We start from the raw sequence: 20,094 nt of genomic DNA on the forward strand, positions 1-20,094 counted from the left end.
TGTGGAGTGTGTTGTCCTGCGTCACTTCTTCACACGAACAGTCTTCGTCGACCGGGTCTCGAGAGTCATCTCGTCGGCCTCCTCGACCTTCGCTTTCAGTCGCACAGTACCTTCCGCCGCGTCGACGACGTCCACCACCTTCGCAAGCAGTTTCGCGGTATCCGCGTTTCCGGAGGCCCCGGCGAGCTGAACCGCACGGCCCAGTTTGGCCGTTGCTCCGTCGATGTCTCCCGCTTTGCGCAGATCCAGCCCCTGTTGGATGACCTGTGCCAGTTCGGCCTGCCCGGTGTAGTGGGCCACTTGCGGGTTGATCGACGTGGAAGCGGCCATGTCGTCCGTCCACACGGCCCGTACGAGACCCTGCGCGCCGAGGTTTCGGACGCTGCCTCCGCCACTCTCGGCTTCGCTCGAGCGGGAGGTGCCCCCAGGCTCCGGAATGACCAGGGAGACGCGGGCGGCCAGCATCTCCTGGCCGAGGCCGGCGGCCGGTACCTCCACGCAGACGTGGTAGTCACGGGACTCGTCGCCCCAGGAACCGGTGGGGTAGTCCCCGGCGCGCGGGCCCGCCTCGGTGCGGCGGCCGGTCAGCTCCTCGACCGTGGGAGCGACCTGCTTGACGAACTTCACGGTGGTGCCGACGGGGGTCCACAGGCGCAGGCCGACGTCCGCGACCTCCTTGCCCATGGCCGTCTCCATCATCCGCGTGAAGTCGGCGGCGAGGCCGGCCGGGTCGGCGACGATGTCGGCGGTGCCGAGCAGGGCGGAGGCGATCCCTGTGACTTCTTTCACTTCCCAGTCGGTGCCCACGCCGCGGGCGTCGCAGGTGAACCGCCCGGCGCAGGAGTCGAGCGCCGCCTTCAGATCCTCCGGCGACTCGTGCTCGTTGCGGCCGTCGGTGAGCAGGATGCCGTGCCGGATGGCGACGTCCGCGGTGGACAGCAGCCGGTCGGCCAGTCGCAGCCAGGTGCCGATGGCGGTGCCGCCCCCCGCGCTCAGCCTGCGCAGCGCCTGCTTGGCCTGCTCCCGGGTGGTGGCGTCGGCGACCGCGAGCCGGCCGTCGCCCGGGTAGACCTCCTTGGCCACGTGCGTGCCGCCGACCACCGCGAAGCGCACGCCGTCGCGCAGGGTGTCGATCGCGGCGGCCGTCGCGTCGCGGGCGTTGCGCATCTTGGTGGGCGGGTAGTCCATCGAGCCCGAGCAGTCGACCAGGACGGCCACGGCCGCGGACGGACCCTGGCCCGGCGAGTACAGGTGGGGCGCGGCGACCGCGCTCCCGATCGTGCCGCCGCCGGTCGCGGTGACCGTCACGATGGCGTTGACCTCGCGGCCGCCCTCGGGCAGGTACTCGTTCTGGTAGACGTCCACCGAGAACTGCGGCACGTTCGACTTCGAGAAATTGGCCATGCCGGATCGCATCCCCCTCTACGTCCCCACGGTGGTGGGTCGATGGCTGCTGGCGCGGACCGCCCCCTGCGGCCCGCGAGACCGCCGCGCGTGCGTGCCCGTACCCGTGCGGGGGCCTCAGGCCGATCCTGCCCCCTGCGGCGGGGCCGGGAACGGCAGGAGGGCCACTGTTACGTTGTCGTGGCCCCCGCCGTCCAGGGCGTGGCCGACCAGAACGCGGGCGCTGTGCAGGGGGCGCGTGGCGGCGTCGAGGGGCACGGCCTCGGCCATCTCCTCGGCGGACTCGGCGTAGTTCCACAGGCCGTCCGTGCAGACCACGACCACGCCCGGGCGGTCCGGCTTGAACGACGCGGTGTGCGGCTCCAGTTCGTAGGCGTCGGCGCCGAGCCAGCCGGTGATCGCGTGGGCGCGCTCGTCGGCGTACGCCTCGGCCTCGCTCATCAGCCCGGCGGCGACCATCTGCGCGGCCCACGAGTCGTCCTCGGTGAGCCTGGCGGGCGGGGTGCTGCGGTCGACCGGAACCCAGTAGACGCGGCTGTCGCCGACCCAGCCGACGACCAGCAGCCCGGACGTCACCACGGCGCCGACCAGGGTGCAGGCGGGCGCGTTCTGGTGCGGGGCCTGCTCGCGGGCGGTGGCGGGCTCGTCCGCCAGCGCGTCGACGGCGTGCGAGGCGGCGATGATGGCGTCGTGCATGGCCTGCTGCGGGTGGGTGCCGCGCGGCAGGGCAGCGAGCAGCGAGTCGCCGGCCGCCCGGGACGCGGCGAGCGAGGCGTCGTCGGGACGGGTCGCGGAGGACACGCCGTCGCAGACGATCGCCACGGACGCCGGGGCGCCGTCGGGCAGCGCGGTGCAGCCGACGGAGAACGCGTCCTCGTTGCGGTGGTGGCGCAGGCCGCGGTCACTGACGGCGGCGACGGGGCCCGACTCCTGCTCCATGTGGTCGCGTTCGCGGGGCTGGGCGTGTCCGCAGTTCTCGCAGTAGCCGTCGTCGTCGACCCGGCCCGCACGGCAGGCCACGCACACCTTGTCGCCCGCGGCCGGTGCCGCCGGCCGGGCGGGTGCCTGCGGCCCGGCGGCCAGCCGCGGGTCGGGTGCCTGAAGCGGGTACTCCTCGGGCTCCCGCGGCCGGTCGGGACCGTCGGGCCGGTCGGGCCGGTCGAACCGTACGCCGGGCGCGGGTGACTCCGGCGGCGCCGCCGGCATCGGCGGTGCGGCAGGCGGGGCCGCTGCCGGGGGTGCGGTCGGCGGAGCCGGTACCGAGGGTGCGGCCGGCGGGGTCGGTGGCAGCGGGGAGCCGCCCGAGTCGGTGCCCGGCACCTCGGCCGCGTGCGCCGGGGCGGTCCGGCCGGAGCCGTCCGAGTCCCGGGCCACGGGCCAGTCCACGCCGTCCGGCGGCGAAGACGGCGCGGGTACCGAGCCGTTCATGGCGATCGTCGGGCTGTCGTCGGGCCGCGCGGGCACGGCGGACAGGTCGTATCCGCACGCACCGCAGAAACGGTCGCCCGACTCGAGGGGTTCCTCGCAGCTCGGGCACTTCGACACAGCGGCCTGCTGGGGCATCTGCGACATCAACTACACCCACGTCCGGGGGCGGTAACGATTGGCACGTTCCACCAGGTCGATCCTCTCCTCGCCGCCCCGCGCCAGCCGAGCCAGCGTGCGGTACGAACGTTCCAGCCCGAAACGCAGGCCGCGTTCGTCCAGGCCGCTGCCGAGCAGCGTCCGTCCCCCGGCGGCGGGTGGGACGGAACCCCGACCTCCGGAGAGTACCCAGTCCAGCGCGCAGCCGAGGACCTCGGCCGACAACCGCTCGCGCCGTGCCGGATCCAGACCGTACACGTCCAGGGCCTCGACCTGCCGCGCGGCGGCGACCAGATCGTCCAGGAACGCCACGTCGCCCGCGCTCGCCGTGCGCTGCCGCAGCCGTGCCCGTACGGCCGCCACGCGCGCGGCCGTGCAGTGTACGGACGACTCCGGCACCGACTCCAGCGTCCGTACGGCACCGGTCCGGTCGCCGCCGCCGAGCTGTACCCGGGCCAGTCCGAAGGCCGCGCTCACATGGCTCGGGTCGGTCGACCACACCAGGCGGTAGTACTCGGCCGCGTTGTCGAGCTGTCCCAGCACCTCCGCGCACAGGCCGAGCGCCAGCTTGGGCGCGATCTCGCCCGGGAAGGCGTCGTAGACCGCGTCGAAGGCCAGCGCGGCGACCTCGTGGTCCCCGGTCACCAGCGCGGCCAGCCCCCGGTACCAGACCACCCGCCAGTCGTCGGGCCGCTCGTCCTCCAGGCTCTCCAGTTCCGCCAGCGCGCCGGGCGCGTCGCCGCTCTCCAGGCGGGCCCTGATCTGCCGCAGCCGGGACTCGGTCGACGGGGCCGGCGCGGCGGCCAGCGCGGTCAGCAGCTCACCGGGCGCGGACGCCATGAGGCCCGCCAGGAAACCCGCGTTGGGGTCGCCCGCGTCGACCCGGGGCACCGGAAGCGCCAGGGCGGCGGTGGGCGCGTCGGCCGGTTCGACCAGGCCGGAGGAACCGGCGCCGAGCTCACCGGCGGCACCGGGCCCGCCGATCGCGCCGACCGTGCTCACCGCACCCGGCAGCGTGGCGCTCGCGCCCGTTCCACCCGGCCCCTGCCCGGGTCCTGCGCCCGTCCCGCCAAAGGCTCCGAGCGCCGTGCCGCCAGGCGCCCCGAAACCCGTCCCGCCCGGCGCCCCGACCGCCGCGTTCGTCCCGCCCGGCAGCGCGGGGCCGGTGCCCGCGCCGCCGGGCCGCCGAGCCGGCGACGAGGCGGCGCCGCTTTGTCTCGTGCCCGGCGCCCGGGCCCCCAGCCGCGACACGTTGCCGTCCAGCCGCGGGAACAACTCGGTGTCCGTCACCCTGACTTCCGGCCCGAACAGCGTGGACACGGCGGGCCGGGCGCGGCCCGACTGGAGCGAGACCACCTCACGCAGCACGCCCGTCAGTTGCTCCGCCATCTCCTGCGCGGAGGCGAACCGGCGGGCCGGGTCGGGGTCGGTCGCGCGCACCAGCAGCCGGTAGAACGACTCGTACCGGTGGAAGACGTCGATCGTGTCGGGATCCGGCAGGGAGTCGGCGTAGACGTTGGTGTAGCCCTGGAAGTCGAAGGTCAGCACGGCCAGGGCGCGGCCGACGGTGTACAGGTCGGACGCCACCGACGGTCCGACGTCGGCGACCTCCGGCGCCTGGTAGCCCACCGTGCCGTAGATGGCCGACTCCTCGTCGTCCATCCGGCGCACCGCGCCCATGTCGATCAGCTTGAGCTGGTCCTCGGTCTGGATGGCGTTGTCGACCTTGAAGTCGCAGTACAGCAGGTTGCGGCTGTGCAGGTGGCCGAGCGCCTCCAGCGCCTCGATGCCGTACGCGCAGGCCTGCTCGACCGGCAGCGGGTCGCGCCGGCCCTCGGGGGAGCGCCGTGCGTTGGCGATCTCCTTCAGCGACTTGCCGCCGACGTACTCCATGACGATGTAGCCGTCGAGGGAGCCGGTGCGCTGGTCGAGGTGCTCGACGAAGTTGTAGATCCGCACGATGTTGGCGTGCTCGATCTCGGCGAGGAAGCGGCGCTCGGAGATGGCCGCCGCCATCGCGTCCTGGTCGCCGGTGTCCAGCAGGCCCTTGAGGACCACCCAGCGGTCGGAGACCGCCTTGTCCACGGCGAGGTAGATCCAGCCGAGCCCGCCGTGCGCGAGGCAGCCCACCACCTCGTACTGGCCGTGCACGACGTCTCCGGCCTTCAGCTTGGGCACGAACGAGTACGGGTGGCCGCACTTGGTGCAGAAGCCCTCCGTGCGCCCCGGCCGCTCCCCGCGGGCCCGCCCGACCGGCGCCCCGCAGTCCGAGCGCGAGCAGAATCGCTTCCGCTCGGGTACCTCCGGATGGTCCAGGACCATCGCGCGCGGGTCGGGCCGCGGGATCGCCGGGACCTCGACCAGGCCGGCACCGAGGCGCCCGCGCGCGGAGGAACCGGCCGGGGAGCCCGAGCTGCGCACCGACACCGACCGGCCCGTCGACCGGCCCGACACCGACCGCGAGAGCCGCCCCGACACCGAGCGCCGGGACTTCGACGACTGCGACGACGTACGCGAACTGCGGCTGCCGGAGCGGGAACCGCCGCTGCCCGCCGAGCCGCGCGAGCCCCGGCCGCCGCCGGTGATCCCGGTCGGCGTCGAGCCCACCATGCCGTTGGAGGCGACGACCGGCGCGAGACCGCACGTGTCGCAGTACAGCTCGCCGCCGCCCATGTCCTCGTAGGCCCCGCCGCAGCCGGGACGCTGACACGTCCGCTGTGCCTCACTCATGACGCTGCCTCCCCCTCGTCGCTCATGCGCCGGGCCCCGTGCGGTCCACCGGCCCGCCCTGACCGGGCACACGCGGGGCGGAGCCGAGCAGGGCGGCCGCCGCGTGCTGGTAGCGCAGCACCGCCTGCTCGGCGACGCGCAGATCGCAGGGCGCGCTCCACAGCATGCGGCGCGCCTTCTCGTACTTCTCGACCAGCTCGGGATCCTCGGCGAAGCCGAGCCGGGCCATTTTCGCCTTGTACGCGTCGAGCCGGCCGCGCAGCTCCGCGCGGACCGCGAGTGGCGCGGTGACCGCCGTCAGCGACTCGCGGGCCCGCAGCAGTTCGTCCTCCGCCTTCTCCTCCAGCGACTCCAGGAGCGGGGACAGGCGGTGCCACTGAGCGTGTCTGCGGTACTCGGCGGCCGCCGCGAGCTGCTCCTGCAGCACGGTGGGCGGTCCGCTGACGACCGGCACCTCCGTCGCGGCGATCTTCGCCAGCACCTCGCCGCGTGCGGTGCGGGCCTCGGCGAGCGTACGGTCCGCGCGGGAGAGCACGTCCCGTAGCCGCACGATCCGCTGCTCCGCGTCCTGGCGCACCGCCAGCACGGCGTCGATCTCGCGGCGCACGTCCTCCAGGGCGCGCGCCTCCCGGTCGTACACCGTGGTGTCCGGCCGGCCGCCGCCCGGCGCCGAACTGCCCTCGGCGGGCAGCCAGAAGGCGAGCGGGTCGGACACCACCCGCTCGCGCAGCTTCGTCAGGGTGCGGGTGATCCGCTCCAGGTCGTCACCGGCCGGGTGCTCGCCGGGGCGGACGCCCACGGAGTGCGCGAGGCGGCGGGTGCGCTGGAGTTCGGCGGCGAGTAAATCGATCCGCGCGGGCAGCGCCGACCACACCGCGTCGGCGGCGACCACCATGTCGAGGGAGGCCGCGTAGAGCTGGTTCATCCGGTCCACCAGCGCCGCCAGCGAATAGCGCTCGCTGAGCCGGCCCGGTCCGCCGTTCAGAGTGGGCGCGCCGGCCGTGGCGGTGGCGCCGCCGGCCACCGTGACGGCCTCGCCGCGCAGCAGCTCGGTCAGCTCGGCCAGGTCCTCGCGGCTGGACCAGCGGCGCCGGGAGCGGATCTCCCGGGCCGTGCGCAGCGCGCCCGTGTACGCGTCGAAGTACGTCCACAGCAGCGTGATCGACGCCTCCGCCGCTGCCCAGCGCTCGCCGGTCACGCCCGTGAGCTCGGCGCCTTCGAGGAGTCTGCGGCCCGCGTGGTCCTGGAGGGCGAGGAGCGAGGTCTCGACGGCCTCGTGCTCCGCGCCGAGCCGCGCCAGCGCACGGTCCACCTCGTCCCGGTCCATGACCGGCCCGGTGGGTCCCGTGTCGCCCATCGATCACCCCTCGCTGTCGCGGACTTGTAGTGCTCGTTCCCTGCGGTGCGGCGGTCCTTCAGCTCGTGCGCAGATACTGCGGCGGGCTCGGTGGCTCCGACTTCGCCGCGTCGTCCATCGTCTCCGACAGCCACTCGTCGTACGAGTGCTGCCACCCCCCGGCCTTGTCCGCGCGCCACTCCACGAGGATCTGGTTGACCCGGCGTACCAGATCGTCGGCGTCCTTCTTCATCGCCACGCCGTAGTACTCGGTGGTGAAGGCGTCGCCCTTCAGTTCGACCGTGGGGTCCTGTGCGGCCTGGCTCGCGGCGAGCGCGCCGTCGGTGACGACCGCGTCGACCTCGCCGAGCTGGAGCCGCACCAGGCAGTCCAGTTGGTTGGGCACGGTGGTGCCGAGGTCGGCGTCGGCGGCCAGTTCGCCGTCCGACTGGTCCTGTTCGAGGGTGCTCAGCGCCGTCGAACCCGCCGCCGTGCAGATCTCCCGGCCGGCCAGCGTGCCGTCGTAGCCGGTGATGTCCGAGGACTTGGGCGCCAGCACCTGCTGGCCGGTCCTGAAGTAGGGCGCGGAGAAGGCGACGTCCTCCAGGCGGTCGCAGTTGATGGTCATCGTGCGGACCACCATGTCGACCCGGCCGTCCTGGATCGCGGGGATGCGCTGGTCGGTGGGGATCGCCTTGAACTGCACGGCGTCCGGGTCGCCGAGGATGTCCTCGGCGATGCGGTGCACCAGGTCGATGTCGAAGCCCGCCAGCTCGGCGTCGCCGCCGTTGTTCGGGTCGCGGTAGCCCCAGCGGTAGCTGTTCTGGTCGACGCCGACGACCAGTTGGCGCTTCTCGCCCTCGCGGCTCTGGATCTCGTCGATGGTGGGGCCGTCGGCGTCGTCCGGGGACAGGGTCTGCTTCTCCGGGTCCGTGCACTCCTCGGCGGCGCGCGCCCGGCTGCCGTGGGCGACGCCGTGGCCGCCGCCGGTCCCCGTGCCGCCGTCCTCGCCGTGCGAGCGGACCACCGGCAGGAGCAGGGCGAAGAGCACGGCGAGGACGCAGGCGACGGCCATCGCCCCCACCCCGCCCCAGCCCCTCAGGCCGGCCCGCAGTCGTCGTGCACGCATCCTCGCTCCTCCTTCCACGGGTACTCCTCCCCACCCGTCAGCCGGTTCGGCGCCCCGCCTCACCGGTACTCCGAGAGCCTGCGGCCGATACCCAGCAGAGCGCCGGCCGCGCCGAGCCCGGCGAGGACGCCGGCGCCCTGCGGCAGGTAGCCCATCGCGTCCAGGCCGTCACCCGCCGCCCGCTCGAACTCCCGCTCCTCGTGGGCGAGGGCGGCGGCCAGCGAGGAGTCGACGCCGTCGAAGCACTCGACCGTGGGCTCCACCCCGCTGTCCCCGCCGCCGATCACCAGGTCCAGCGCCTGCTGGTAGTTGCCGTTCGCGTCCTGCTCGCGGGCCGCCGAGTGGCGCTTCTTCCACTCCGCCATGTCGCCGTTCGCCGCCGCGACCGGCCGCTCGCCCGCCTCGTCGTCGGCGAGCCGGGCCGCCTGGGCCAGGCCCTTGCCGAGTGCGTCCATGTTCTTCTCGAACTCGAAGTCGTAGGCGTCGAACGTCTCGTCGCCGACCTTCGTGGTCTCCGCGCCGCGCGCCACCAGCGTGAGGTTCTCGTTGCCCCGGGCCTTGAGGGAGGCGATGCGCGCGTCGTGCAGCACGTTCAGCGAGCGCACGCCGTGGTCGTAGGAGTCGCCCAGGTTCGACCGCGCGACGCTGTGGCCGACGACCAGCCAGAGCAGGACGACCGTGGCGGCGGCCGTGGCGGCGACCAGGCCGTGGTTCAGTACCCGGTTGGTGCGCCGGTAGTTGCGGTGCTGCGCCCAGGCGAGGGCGGCGAGCGCGAGGACGCCGAGGGCCAGCGCGGCCCAGGGGTAGGGCCTGGCGTCCGCGTAGTCGGCGCGCAGTCGCCTGTTCTCCGTCTTGTAGAGGTCCTCCGCCGCCGGGAGCATCTCCTTCTGCATCTTCTCGTTGGCGTAGCGCAGATAGGCGCCGCCGACCGGGAAGCCCTGGCGGTTGTAGGTGCGGGCGCGCTCGACGAGGCCCTTGTACTCGGGCAGGAGACGGTTGAGCTTGGTGATCGTCGCCGTGGAGGAGGAGTCGGCGTCGGAGTCGGCGGCGGCCTTCACGAGCCCTTCGGCGGCCGTGCGGACGCCCTTCTCGTACCGGTCCCGGGACGCCTCGGTCTCCTGGCCGCCGGCCAGGAACCCGCTGGAGGCCGCGGTGTTGGCGTCGGCGAGGGAGCGGTAGATGTCGGCCGCCTCCGAGGTGAGCGGCTGGCTGCGGTGCAGCACGTCGTCGGCGGCCTGGGACCGCGCGTTCATCTGCCAGGCGGTGACGGTGCCGAAGGCGACGACGAGCGCGGCGAGCAGCGCGCCGATGATCCGCAGCCGCCCGGGCTCGGTGACGGCCGCCGCGCGCAGCCGGTCCAGGCCCTCGGCGAACGCGGTGCGGCGGGGCTCCGAGGGCGGCGGCCCGGCGGGGGCGCCGCCCGGCCGCCGCCGGGGCACCGGTCCGGCCTGCGGCGGTACGGCGGGCAGGGTGGGCGAGCCCGTGCCCGGCGGTGGCGCCGCGCTGCCCTTCGGCGGTTGAGTCACTGCTGACCTCCCCCTGGTCATCCGTCGCCGCAAGTATCGCTGCCCGCACCGGCATTCGCACCGGCCTTCACCCGATCTTGATCCGAGGCCCGGTGCCAGGACCCGACGCCAAGACCCGGTGCCACGAACCGGTGCCGGGACCCGCTGTCCGGACCCACCGCATGGATCCGGTGTTCCGAACCGGTGTGCCGACCCGGTCCCTCCGGTCCGGCGTCCCGATCCGGTGCAACGCACCACCCCTGCCCATGAATACGCCACCGGAACCGGTTCGGTTCCCGGAGTCCGGACTTCCGGGGCCGGACCTCACGGCACCTCAGCCGGCGAAGTGCGCCCGCACCCGCGCGTGGGCCCCGGGCGCCGCCCCCGCCCGGTCGAGGCCCAGCAGCACCGCGCCCAGCACGGGCCGTTCCGTCACCACCCGCGGCACGGCCTCGGGGGCCCGGGCCGCCAGCAGCTCCCGTATCCGGTCGTCGAGGTGCGGATGCCGCGCCGCCAGGACGCTGCCGCCCAGCAGGACCGGGGTCTGCTCCGCCAGCAGGTCCAGCCGGGTCAGCGCGACCGTGGCCATGGCCACCACCTCGTCCGCCTGCCGGTCCACGATCGACCGCGCGACCGGGTCGCCGCCGGCCGCCGTGGCGAACAGCACGGGGGCCAGCTCGTGGCGCCGGACGGCCTCGACGCGCCGCAGGTGCAGGGCCTCGATCAGGGCGTACATCGTGCCGAGCCCGAAGTGGGCGGGCAGGGCACGGGCCAGTTCCGTAGGCTCCCCGCGCCCGTCCTCCGCCCGCGCCGCGTGCCACAGCGCCTCCTCGGCCAGCCCCCAGCCGCCGCCCCAGTCGCCGGAGAGACGTCCGATGGCGGGGAAGCGGGCGGTGCGGCCGTCGGGACGCATGCCGACGCAGTTGACGCCGGCCCCGCACACGACGGCTACGCCGCGCGGCTCGTCGACGCCCGCCCGCAGGACGGCGAACGTGTCGTTGCGCACCTCCGTACTCGCACCCCACCCGCGCGCGTGGAGCGCGGCGGCCAACTGCTCCTCCTCCACCGGCAGGTCGGCGTTGGCCAGACACGCCGAGACGTGCTCGACGGAGCTGACGCCCGCCGCCGCGAAGGCCCGCGCCACCGCCTCCCCGAGGGCGTCCACGGCCCGCTCGACGCCCACCGCGGGCGGCCGGAAGGCGCCGCCGCGGGCCGTGGCGAGGACCTCCCCGTCACCGGTCACGACCGCCACGTCGGTCTTGCTGTTGCCCGCGTCGACGGCGAGCAGGCTCGCGGTCAGGCCCACGCCAGGTGCTCCCGGTTGTGCGCGACCAGCCGGTCGGTGAGCCGCTCGGCGTACGCGTACTGGCCGACCAGGGGGTGGGCGAGCAGGGCGCGGAACACCCGTTCCCGGCCGCCGCGCAGGGCCGCGTCCAGGGCCAGGTCCTCGTACGCCGTCACGTTCGCCATCAGTCCCGCGTACAACGGGTCCACGGCCGCCACCGGCAGCGGAGCGGCCCCCTTCGGGCCCACCGCGGCCGGCACCTCGATCACCGCGTCGTCGGGCAGGAAGGGCAGTGTGCCCCGGTTGTACGTGTTCACCACCTGGTACGGGGAGCCCGAGCCGCCGAGCAGGGCGGCGGCCAGGTCCACGGCCGCCTCCGAGTAGTAGGCGCCGCCCCGCCGCGCCAGCAGGGCGGGCTTCTCGTCCAGGGCCGGATCGCCGTACATCTGAAGCAGTTGCCGCTCCATCTCCGCCACCTCGGCGGCCCGGGACGGCTTGGTGCGCAGCTCGTCGACGACCTCGTCGTGCGCGTAGTAGTAGCGCAGGTAGTAGGAGGGGACGACGCCCAGGCGGTCCAGGAGGGGCCGGGGCAGGCGGAGGTCGGCGGCGACCGTGTCCCCGTGCTCGGCCAGCAGCCGGGGCAGGACGTCCTCCGCCTCGGGGCCGCCGAGGCGGACGCCGGTCTCCCAGGTGAGGTGGTTGAGGCCCACGTGGTCCAGGTGGACGTCGGCGGGCGCCACCCCGAGCAGCGCGGCGAACTTGCGCTGCAGCCCGATCGCCACGTTGCACAGGCCGACCGCCCGGTGCCCGGCCCGGAGCAGGGCGCGGGTCACGATGCCGACCGGGTTGGTGAAGTCGATGATCCAGGCGTCCGGGTTGGCCCGGCGGACCCGATCGGCGATGTCCAATACCACCGGCACGGTGCGCAGCGCCTTGGCCAGGCCGCCCGCGCCGGTCGTCTCCTGGCCGACGCAGCCGCACTCCAGCGGCCAGGTCTCGTCCCGCTCGCGGGCCGCCTGACCGCCGACGCGGAGCTGGAGCAGTACGGCGTCGGCGCCGTCCACGGCCGCGTCCAGGTCGGAGGTGGTGACGATCCGGCCGGCGTGTCCCTGCCGGGCGAAGATGCGGCGGGCGAGGCCGCCCACCAGGTCCAGCCGGTCCGCCGCCGGATCGACGAGGACCAGTTCCTCGACCGGCAGGGTGTCCCGCAACCGGGCGAAGCCGTCGACGAGTTCGGGCGTGTAGGTCGAACCGCCGCCGACCACGGTGAGTTTCATGCAGTCATCAACCCTTTACTCCAGTCAGCGTGACGCCCTCGACGAACGCCTTCTGCGCGAAGAAGAACACGAGGATCACGGGGGCCATGACCAGCACGGTCGCGGCCATGGTGAGGTTCCAGTCGGTGTGGTGGGCGCCCTTGAAGGACTCCAGGCCGTAGGACAGGGTCCAGGCGCCGGGGTTCTCGGAGGCGTATATCTGCGGGCCGAAGTAGTCGTTCCAGGCGTAGAAGAACTGGAAGAGGGCCACGGCCGCGATGCCCGGCTTCGCCATCGGCAGGACGACCCGCAGCAGGGTGCGCAGTTCCCCGCAGCCGTCCACCTTCGCCGCGTCCAGGTACTCGTCCGGAATGGTCAGCAGGAACTGCCGCAGCAGGAAGATGGAGAACGCGTCGCCGAAGGCCATCGGGATGATCAGCGGCCAGAGCGTGCCCGACAGGTCGAGCTGCTTCGCCCAGAACAGGTACATCGGGATGATGACCACCTGCGGGGGCAGCATCATCATCGAGATCACCAGCATCAGGGACAGGTGCCGGCCCCGGAAGCGGAACTTGGCCAGCGCGTACGCCACGGGGATCGAGGAGGCGACGGTCAGGGCGGTGCCGAGCCCCGCGTAGAGCAGCGTGTTCTTCCACCAGGTGAGGAAGCCGGGCGTGTCCAGGACCGTGCGGTAGTTGCCCCACTCCCAGGTGTGCGGCCACAGGTCCCGGGTGACCTTCACCTCGGCGGGCGCGCTCCAGCCGTGCCAGAAGGTGATGGTCGTCTCGGCGTCAGGGTCGTCCGTGGCGCCGGTGCCGGACTGACCGGTGCAGGCGCCGACGAGGAGGGTGAGGGAGACGGAGGCGGCGACCGCGAGGGCCGCTTTTCTCGATATTCCGCGCATGACGGATCTCCCTGATGGCGGAGGTGGGAAGGAGGGGAGCGGGAGCGGGGTGCTTCAGCGCGAGGTGTCGAAGACCTCGTCGCGGGTGGTCGCCAGCGCGCTCTCCAGCGCGCCGCGCAGTACGGGATGCTCGGTCACGTCACCGACGACGAGCCGGGGCCTGGACGCGGCCAGCTCCTCCAGCTCGTCCTGGACCAGGGTGCGCAGCGCCTCACCACCCGCGGTGAGCGAGGTGCCGCTCAGGACCACCAGCTCGGGGTCCAGTACGGAGACGAGGGAGGCGAGACCGGTGGCCAGGCGGGTGGCGTACGTCCGGAGCAGCCGGCGGTGCGGGTCGTCCTCGGCCCGCGCCGCCCGGGCGACGAGGGCGGCGGCGGCCTCGTGGTACACGCCGGTGGGTACGGAGGTGACGCCGAGGTCCCGGGCCAGTTGCGGCAGGGCCTGGGAGCCGGCCAGCTCCTGGAAGCCGCCGCTGCCCGTACGGCTGACCTTGCGGACCAGCGGGGCGCCCGGCACCGGCAGGAACCCGACCTCGCCCGCGCCGCCGGTCCAGCCGCGGTGCAGCCGGCCGCCGAGGACCAGGGCGGCGCCCAGGCCCTCCTGGTTCCACAGCAGGACGAAGTCCTCGTGGCCCCGGGCCGCGCCGAGGCGCTGCTCGGCCACGGCGGCGAGGTTCACGTCGTTCTCGTACTCCACCGGCATCGGCAGGGCGGCGGCGAGTTCGCCGAGGAGGGCCGGGGAGTGCCAGCCGGGCAGGTGGGAGGCGTAGCGCAGCCGTCCGGTGCCCGGGTCGAAGGCGCCCGGGGTGCCGATGACGAGGCGGTGGACGTCGTCCCGGACGAGTCCGGCCGCCTTGACCGCGCCGTCGAGGGCGTCGGTGACCTGCCGGACGACGGGGGCGGCGGCGCGCCGGCCCGGGGTGGGCAGCTCGAACCGGCCGACCGTGCGCCCGGTGATGTCGGCGACCGCGGCGAGGACGCGGTCCGGGGTGACGTCGAGTCCGGCGGCGTGGGCGGCGGCCGGATTGACCTCGTACAACTGGGCGCCCGGGCCCGGCCGGCCCTCCGTGGTGCCGCCGGCCAGCACGAGCCCCGCCGCCTCCAGGCGGGCCAGCAACTGGGAGGCGGTCGGCTTCGACAGGCCGGTGAGCTTGCCGATCCGGGTGCGGGACAGCGGCCCGTGCTCCAGCAGGAGGTCCAGGGCGGCCCGGTCGTTCATGGCGCGCAGGACGCGCGGGGTGCCCGGCGTGCCGGCGGTTCCTGCCATGCGTGTCCACACCTGCCTCTCGGCCGCTCAGCTTTTCAGTGTGCGGTGGGGGAAGTCCACCGACCGCCCGCAGGCCGCGGGAGAAGCCTGTCAGGAGGTCTGTTAGGAAAGTTTTCTGTTGGCTGAGAAACGTAGGGCCGCCGGGGAGTGGCCGTCAAGAGAAGGCCCCCGAGGCGACGCGGTCGTCACCTCGGGGGCGCGAGGAGCGCGGGGCCCGCTACTTGGTGGTGCTCGTCGGCGGGATCGGGGACGCCGCGATGGACTGCGGCGACACGGTGCTCGCGTACGCCGACGGGGCCGCCACGCCCGCCGTCGGGTCGGGCGCCCCGGTCGTCTGGCCCGGGACCTCGGGGCCGCCGACGATCTGGATGTCGGCGGCGTCGAAGGCCCGTTTGACGCGCCAGCGCAGTTCGCGCTCGACGGTGAGGGACTTGCCGGGCATGGTCTTGGCGGACACCCGCACCACCATGGAGTCGAGCAGCACGGAGTCCAGGCCGAGCACCTCGATCGGGCCCCAGAGCATCTCGTTCCAGGGCTCCTCCTTGCTCATCCGCTCGCCGACGGCGGCGATGGTCCGCTTCACCTTGTCCAGGTCCTCGTCGGAGCGGACGGTCACGTCCACGCCGGCCGTCGACCAGCCCTGGGAGAGGTTGCCGATCCGCTTGACCTCGCCGTTGCGGACGTACCAGATCTCGCCGTTGTCGCCGCGCAGCTTGGTCACCCGCAGCCCGACCTCGATGACCTCGCCGGAGGCTACGCCCGCGTCGATGCTGTCGCCGACGCCGTACTGGTCCTCCAGGATCATGAAGACGCCGGAGAGGAAGTCGGTGACCAGGTTGCGGGCGCCGAAGCCGATCGCGACGCCCGCGACACCGGCGGACGCGAGCAGCGGGGCCAGGTTGATCTGGAAGGTGCCGAGGACCATCAGGGCCGCGGTGCCGAGGACGAGGAAGCTGGCCACCGAGCGCAGTACGGAGCCGATGGCCTCCGAGCGCTGCCGGCGCCGCTCGGCGTTGACCAGCAGGCCGCTCAGCGCGGTACTGGCGCCCGTCCCGGCCCTGCGGTTCATCCGGTCCACCAGCTTGGTGATCGACCGCCGCACCACCGCCCGGAGCACCACCGCAATCACCACGATCAGCAGCACCCGCAGCCCGATCGCGAGCCACGTCGACCAGTTCTCCTCGACCCAGCCGGCGGCGTTCGTCGCGCTCTTCTGGGCGTCCTGGAGCGAGGGCACCACCGGGGCCGTCGGGGACGGCGACGGGGACGGCGACGAACCGGCAGCCGCCAGGACGGCGTCGGACAGGGACACGGCGGATACCTCCAGGTGCGACGGCCCGTCCTCTGGGCTCCGGTGCGGGGCCGGTCCAGGACGCGGCCCGCGCTCCGGCCAGAGGTCACGGAAAGGTCACCGGACGGGCAGAGGCACCACACTAACGGGGCACCGGACCCGGATCGGCCCGAAACGGGCGGAAGAGACGGCGCTCACGCGCGCTTGAACAGGTCACGGTCCCGGGGAAGCATCGCGTGTGGTCGAAAACACTTCCAGCCCGTTACCGGGACATGGTGGCGCTTCCACCAGGCATGAGGGGAGACTGACTACGGATCGTCCCGGCGCGAGCCACGCGCCGCCGGCGTACAAGGAGGCATCCGTGCCGCATGTCCTGGTTCTCAACGCGTCGTACGAGCCACTCGGCGTCGTACCGCTCCGCCGCGCGCTCGTCCTCGTCCTCGAGAACAAGGCCGTGTGCCTTGAGGAGTCCGGCGCCTATCTGCACAGCGCGACCGTCACCGTGCCCGCACCCAGCGTGGTCCGGCTCAAGCGGTTCGTGCGGGTTCCCTACCGAGGGCCCGTCCCGCTCACCCGCCGGGCGCTCTTCGCCCGCGACGGAGGCCGCTGCATGTACTGCGGCGCCGTCGCCACCAGCGTCGACCACGTCATCCCGCGCAGCCGCGGGGGCCTGCACGCGTGGGACAACGTGGTGGCGTCCTGCCGCCGCTGCAACCACGTCAAGGCCGACCGGCACCTCGGTGAGATCGGCTGGCGCCTGCGTCACAAACCCGCCCCGCCCACCGGCCTGGCCTGGCGCATCATCGGCACGGGCCACAGGGATCCCCGCTGGCTGCCGTACTTGCAGCCGTACGGCGCGGAGGACGCCATGGCCCGGATCGACGGCATTTCCGCCTGACGGTCCGGGCCTTCGCACACCCTGGCGCCGGGCCGCTCAGCGCACCCAGTTCTTCAGCGGCTCGGTGTCCAGCGTGATCCCGACCGGCTCGGGCAGGACGACCTCCTTGCCGAAGGGCAGCGTCTGCACGGTCTCGTACCGTCCGCCGTCCGGCCGGCTGTGCACCTTGACCTCGCAGGTGTCCCGGTCGATGAGGAGGTACACCGGGATGCCGGTTCCGGCGTAGGCCCGGGGCTTGTCGACGCGGTCGCGCCGGTCGGTGTCGGAGTCGTACGAGGTGACCTCGACGACCATGAGGACGGGGGTGGGGTCGGCCCATTCGCCCTGGCCGACGAAGGCCTCCGCCGGGGCCAGGGAGCCGTCCGGCCGGGCGCGGCCCCCCCGGTACGCCTCGACCATGAGTCCCTGTGTGGGATCCAGCCACAGGTCGGGCCGGTGCTGCGTGCAGATGCGCGTCAGCCACTGGACGACGCGTCCGTGATCGCCGTCGGGCTCGGCCTTTCCCCCAAGGTGTCCGTTGATGAACTCGAGCCGCGCGCCTTCTATGCTCCGGTCGGCGTGGCGGGCGAGTTCCTCGAACTCGGTGACGAGCATCTGAGGCCTGTCGGCGGTCACGGTCACAGGGCTCCTCCGGATCTGCGGGGGTCCGCATGCTCAGAGTAGGGGAAATCCGGCATGTCAGGCGGGGCATCCCACTCGGCGTACACGTCTTGTCGGCGCTCCGCGGCTCCCGTCCCCACCGGCCGGTCGGCGCCCCGACCGGAACAAGTCCCCGCCCGGACCGCTCGTCGACGTCCGCGACCGGGCGCGGGCGGGGCGGCCGTTCGCCCCGGGCCATCAGTCGCCGTCACGCGTACCGCAGCTCCCCCGGCCGTACCGAGCGGCCCAGCAGTGGCAGCGCCGTCGCCGCCGCCAGCAGGCAGGACGCGTACACCGCGGGTGCGACCAGCAGGGCCGTCCACGGGATCGAGCCGTCGCTGCTGAGGGCGGAGTACCAGACGCCGATCGCCAGGCCCCCGGCACCGGCCAGCAGCAGGGCGGGCGCGAGCGGGACGGCGGTTTCCAGCAGCAGGGCGCGGTTCAGGACCGTGCGCGGCACGCCCGCCGCGACCTGGGCGGCCAGGGCCCGGCGGCGGGTGGTCAGAGACTCGGCGGTGCCCACGGCCAGGCCGGAGAGGGTGATCGCGAGGGCGACGAGGACGGCGGCGCCGGTCAGGTCGAGGCCGGTGGTGTAGTACTCCAGGTCGGCGCCGAGGTGCTCCGTTCGGGAGTGCAGCTCGGTGAGCATCGCGTGCCGGACGCACAGGAAGGCCGTACCGGCGACCGTCACCAGCAGGACGGCGGCGTGCGTGCGGGCCGGGGCCCACGGGTCGGCGCGCAGCCGTTCCGCCGCGATCAGCGGCGCCGCGGTCCGGGCCCGGCCGGCGAGTAGCCGCCCGGTGAGCCGCGCCATCGCCCCGGACAGCCACACCGCACCGGCGCCGACCGCGATGACCAGGGCGAACACGGTCAGCGGGCCCTGCCGGTAGTCCCGTCCGCCCGTACCCGAGCCGGTCGTGGCCACGGCGAGCGGCGCCATCACCGCCACCAGCAGCAGCGCGGCCAGGAAGAGCAGCCCCGGCCCGCGCCCCGTCGTCGGCCGTGCCCGGCGAACCCAGCCCAGCGGCGACGCCACCACCCGGCGCAGCGCCAGCGCCCCCGCCACCGCGCCCAGCACCGGCATCCCCACGGCGACCAGTGCGATGCCCGCCCAGGTCAGCGCGGTCGGCCGGCTCCACAGGCGCAGCAGGAGCAGCACCGAGAAGACGCTGACCACCGCCGAGCCCGCCAGACACGCGAGCCCGGTCTCCAGCGCCGCGATCCGCCGCACCTGCCAGGGGGTCGCCCCGGCGAGCCGCAGCCCGGCCAGCCGCCGGTCGCGGTGGACGGCGCCGATCCGGGCGCACTGGCCGAGGAAGCCCAGCACCGGGACCAGCAGCATCAGCAGAGTGACGATCACTCCGGCCCGGGTGCCGGGCTCGTCCAGCAGGCCGTGGCCGACGGAGACGGTCAGGCCTCCCCGCAGGGACGCGAGCGTGACGGCGGCCAGCGCGAAACCCGTCGCCAGCGCCGCGCCCGCCGCCGTCAGCGTGATCCGCCACCACTCCCGCCGGTCCGACCCGCGCACGAGCTGCCGGGCCAGCCGGACGTCCGAAGCCACCGTGCTCACGCCGTCACCTCCAGCGGCGCCACGGCACCGTCCCGGAGCTGGACCTCGCGGTCCGCGTACGCCGCCACCTGGGCGTCATGCGTGACCAGCAGCACCGCCGTGCCCGACTCCCGGGCCGTGCGCGCGAGTGCCGTCATCACCTGCTCGCCCGCCAGCGAGTCCAGCGCCCCGGTCGGCTCGTCCGCGAAGACCACCTTGGGCCCGGTGACCAGCGCGCGGGCCAGCGCCGCCCGTTGCGCCTGCCCGCCGCTCATCTCCCCCGGCCGCGACTCCTCCTGCCCACGCACCCCGAACCGCTCCAGCCACTCCCCGGCCCGCGCCCGCGCCTCGGTGCGGCCGGTGCCGGCCAGCATCAGCGGCAGCGCCACGTTGTCCAGCGCCGTCAGCTCCGGGATGAGCTGCCCGAACTGGAAGACCACCCCGAAGTCGGTGCGGCGCAGCTCGCTCAGCCGCTTCTCCGGCAGGTGGTCCAGCCGCTCCCCGCCGTACGTCACCGAACCGGCGTCCGGCCGGACGATCCCGGCCAGGCAGTGCAGCAGCGTCGACTTACCGCTGCCGCTGGCCCCGCTGACGGCGAGGATCTCGCCGGCGCGCAGTTCGACACGGGCGCCGCGCAGGGCCTCCGTCCTGCCGTGGGACTTCACCAGGTCGTGGGCCGCGAGCAGCGGCCCCGCCGTGGTCCCGTTCGTGTCCCCGTTCGTCATGCTGCGCAGACCTCCGCGGTCAGGGTGGTGAGCCGGGCCGCCGTGGTGGTCATCCAACGAAGGTCGGCGTCCAGGTGGTTGAGGGCGTAGTCGGCCGAGAGCACGGTCGTCAGATCCGTGCCCGGGGCCGTCTTGACCGCCGTGAGCTCCCGCATCCGCCCCATGTGGGCGGCGCGCTGGGCCAGCAGATAGGCGCCCGCGTCGCCGCCGGTGAGGATCGAGACGACGACCTTGGCGAAGATCTCGTTCGTCACGAACGGCGCGGGCGGGGCGATCTCGCCCGCCCACCGTGCCAGTTCACGCGCGCCCCCGTCCGTCGCGCGGTACGCGGTCCGCTCGGGGCCGCCGTCCGACGCGGTGCCGTCGACCTCCGCGAGACCGTCCCGGACCAGGCGTTGCAGGGTCGTGTAGACCTGCCCGTAGGCCAGCGGACGGGCCTGGGGGAAGCGTTCGTCGTGGCGCCGCTTCAGGTCGTAGCCATGGCTCGGCCCCGAAGCGAGCAGCCCCAGGAGGATGTGACGGGTGCTCATGGTGATCAGTATTCACCAAGTACATGTACTGAGTGAATAGCCGGACGGGGATTCCCCGGTGGC

Annotated in this window: 16 protein-coding genes; 1 reads left to right on the forward strand and 15 read right to left on the reverse strand. The window is 73.9% G+C overall.

Annotation, left to right across the window (positions count from 1 at the left end; all coding sequences use genetic code 11):
* Positions 1-21: 21 nt before the first annotated feature.
* The 11 genes from B1H29_RS24005 to B1H29_RS24055 all read right to left on the reverse strand — a co-directional run bounded on the left by B1H29_RS24005 (position 22) and on the right by B1H29_RS24055 (position 15,711).
* Positions 22-1,404, reverse strand: coding sequence for a vWA domain-containing protein (locus tag B1H29_RS24005; RefSeq protein WP_055416966.1), 1,383 nt, complete (start codon positions 1,402-1,404; stop codon positions 22-24).
* Positions 1,405-1,521: 117 nt separating this feature from the next.
* The gene (locus B1H29_RS24010; RefSeq protein ID WP_055417732.1) at positions 1,522-2,976 is read right to left on the reverse strand and encodes a PP2C family serine/threonine-protein phosphatase; all 1,455 of its coding nucleotides are present in this window, start codon (positions 2,974-2,976) and stop codon (positions 1,522-1,524) included.
* A gap of 3 nt (positions 2,977-2,979) precedes the next feature.
* Positions 2,980-5,718 (reverse strand): serine/threonine-protein kinase, encoded by a 2,739-nt coding sequence (locus B1H29_RS24015; protein ID WP_079160425.1) that lies wholly within the window; start codon positions 5,716-5,718, stop codon positions 2,980-2,982.
* A 22-nt stretch (positions 5,719-5,740) separates the two neighbouring features.
* The gene (locus B1H29_RS24020) at positions 5,741-7,075 is read right to left on the reverse strand and encodes a hypothetical protein (RefSeq protein ID WP_055416963.1); all 1,335 of its coding nucleotides are present in this window, start codon (positions 7,073-7,075) and stop codon (positions 5,741-5,743) included.
* A gap of 58 nt (positions 7,076-7,133) precedes the next feature.
* Positions 7,134-8,183, reverse strand: coding sequence for a glutamate ABC transporter substrate-binding protein (locus tag B1H29_RS24025; protein ID WP_055416962.1), 1,050 nt, complete (start codon positions 8,181-8,183; stop codon positions 7,134-7,136).
* 59 nt (positions 8,184-8,242) lie between these two features.
* A complete protein-coding gene (locus B1H29_RS24030; RefSeq protein ID WP_107095226.1) occupies positions 8,243-9,730 on the reverse strand; it encodes a hypothetical protein in 1,488 nt (495 codons plus the stop codon).
* A 292-nt stretch (positions 9,731-10,022) separates the two neighbouring features.
* On the reverse strand, positions 10,023-10,994 hold the full coding sequence (locus B1H29_RS24035) for an N-acetylglucosamine kinase (protein ID WP_055416961.1): 972 nt from the start codon (positions 10,992-10,994) through the stop codon (positions 10,023-10,025).
* Complete coding sequence (locus tag B1H29_RS24040; RefSeq protein ID WP_055416960.1) at positions 10,985-12,250, reverse strand: 6-phospho-beta-glucosidase; 1,266 nt, start codon at positions 12,248-12,250, stop codon at positions 10,985-10,987. Before B1H29_RS24040 ends, B1H29_RS24035 begins: the two co-directional genes overlap by 10 nt.
* A gap of 7 nt (positions 12,251-12,257) precedes the next feature.
* Complete coding sequence (locus B1H29_RS24045; protein WP_079160426.1) at positions 12,258-13,133, reverse strand: carbohydrate ABC transporter permease; 876 nt, start codon at positions 13,131-13,133, stop codon at positions 12,258-12,260.
* Between the two features lie 54 nt (positions 13,134-13,187).
* Positions 13,188-14,399, reverse strand: coding sequence for an ROK family transcriptional regulator (locus B1H29_RS24050; protein WP_055416959.1), 1,212 nt, complete (start codon positions 14,397-14,399; stop codon positions 13,188-13,190).
* A 217-nt stretch (positions 14,400-14,616) separates the two neighbouring features.
* The gene (locus B1H29_RS24055; RefSeq protein WP_055416958.1) at positions 14,617-15,711 is read right to left on the reverse strand and encodes a mechanosensitive ion channel family protein; all 1,095 of its coding nucleotides are present in this window, start codon (positions 15,709-15,711) and stop codon (positions 14,617-14,619) included.
* 340 nt (positions 15,712-16,051) lie between these two features.
* Between B1H29_RS24055 and B1H29_RS24060 the strand changes: the two genes are divergently transcribed.
* Positions 16,052-16,588, forward strand: coding sequence for an HNH endonuclease (locus tag B1H29_RS24060; protein ID WP_019325428.1), 537 nt, complete (start codon positions 16,052-16,054; stop codon positions 16,586-16,588).
* Positions 16,589-16,624: 36 nt separating this feature from the next.
* Here the strand turns inward: B1H29_RS24060 and B1H29_RS24065 are convergent, their stop codons facing one another.
* The 4 genes from B1H29_RS24065 to B1H29_RS24080 form a co-directional block, all read right to left on the reverse strand.
* Positions 16,625-17,209 carry a Uma2 family endonuclease gene (locus B1H29_RS24065; protein ID WP_055416957.1) on the reverse strand — a complete coding sequence of 195 codons (585 nt, stop codon included), beginning with the start codon at positions 17,207-17,209 and terminating at the stop codon, positions 16,625-16,627.
* A 226-nt stretch (positions 17,210-17,435) separates the two neighbouring features.
* Positions 17,436-18,797, reverse strand: a complete 1,362-nt coding sequence (locus B1H29_RS24070) for an ABC transporter permease (protein WP_055416956.1) — start codon at positions 18,795-18,797, stop codon at positions 17,436-17,438.
* The gene (locus tag B1H29_RS24075) at positions 18,794-19,501 is read right to left on the reverse strand and encodes an ABC transporter ATP-binding protein (RefSeq protein WP_055416955.1); all 708 of its coding nucleotides are present in this window, start codon (positions 19,499-19,501) and stop codon (positions 18,794-18,796) included. The genes B1H29_RS24070 and B1H29_RS24075 overlap by 4 nt, the downstream gene beginning before the upstream one ends.
* On the reverse strand, positions 19,498-20,031 hold the full coding sequence (locus B1H29_RS24080; protein ID WP_055416954.1) for a PadR family transcriptional regulator: 534 nt from the start codon (positions 20,029-20,031) through the stop codon (positions 19,498-19,500). The genes B1H29_RS24075 and B1H29_RS24080 overlap by 4 nt, the downstream gene beginning before the upstream one ends.
* Positions 20,032-20,094 lie beyond the last annotated feature (63 nt).

The organism is Streptomyces pactum, from assembly GCF_002005225.1.
Classification (GTDB): Bacteria; Actinomycetota; Actinomycetes; order Streptomycetales; family Streptomycetaceae; genus Streptomyces; species Streptomyces pactum_A.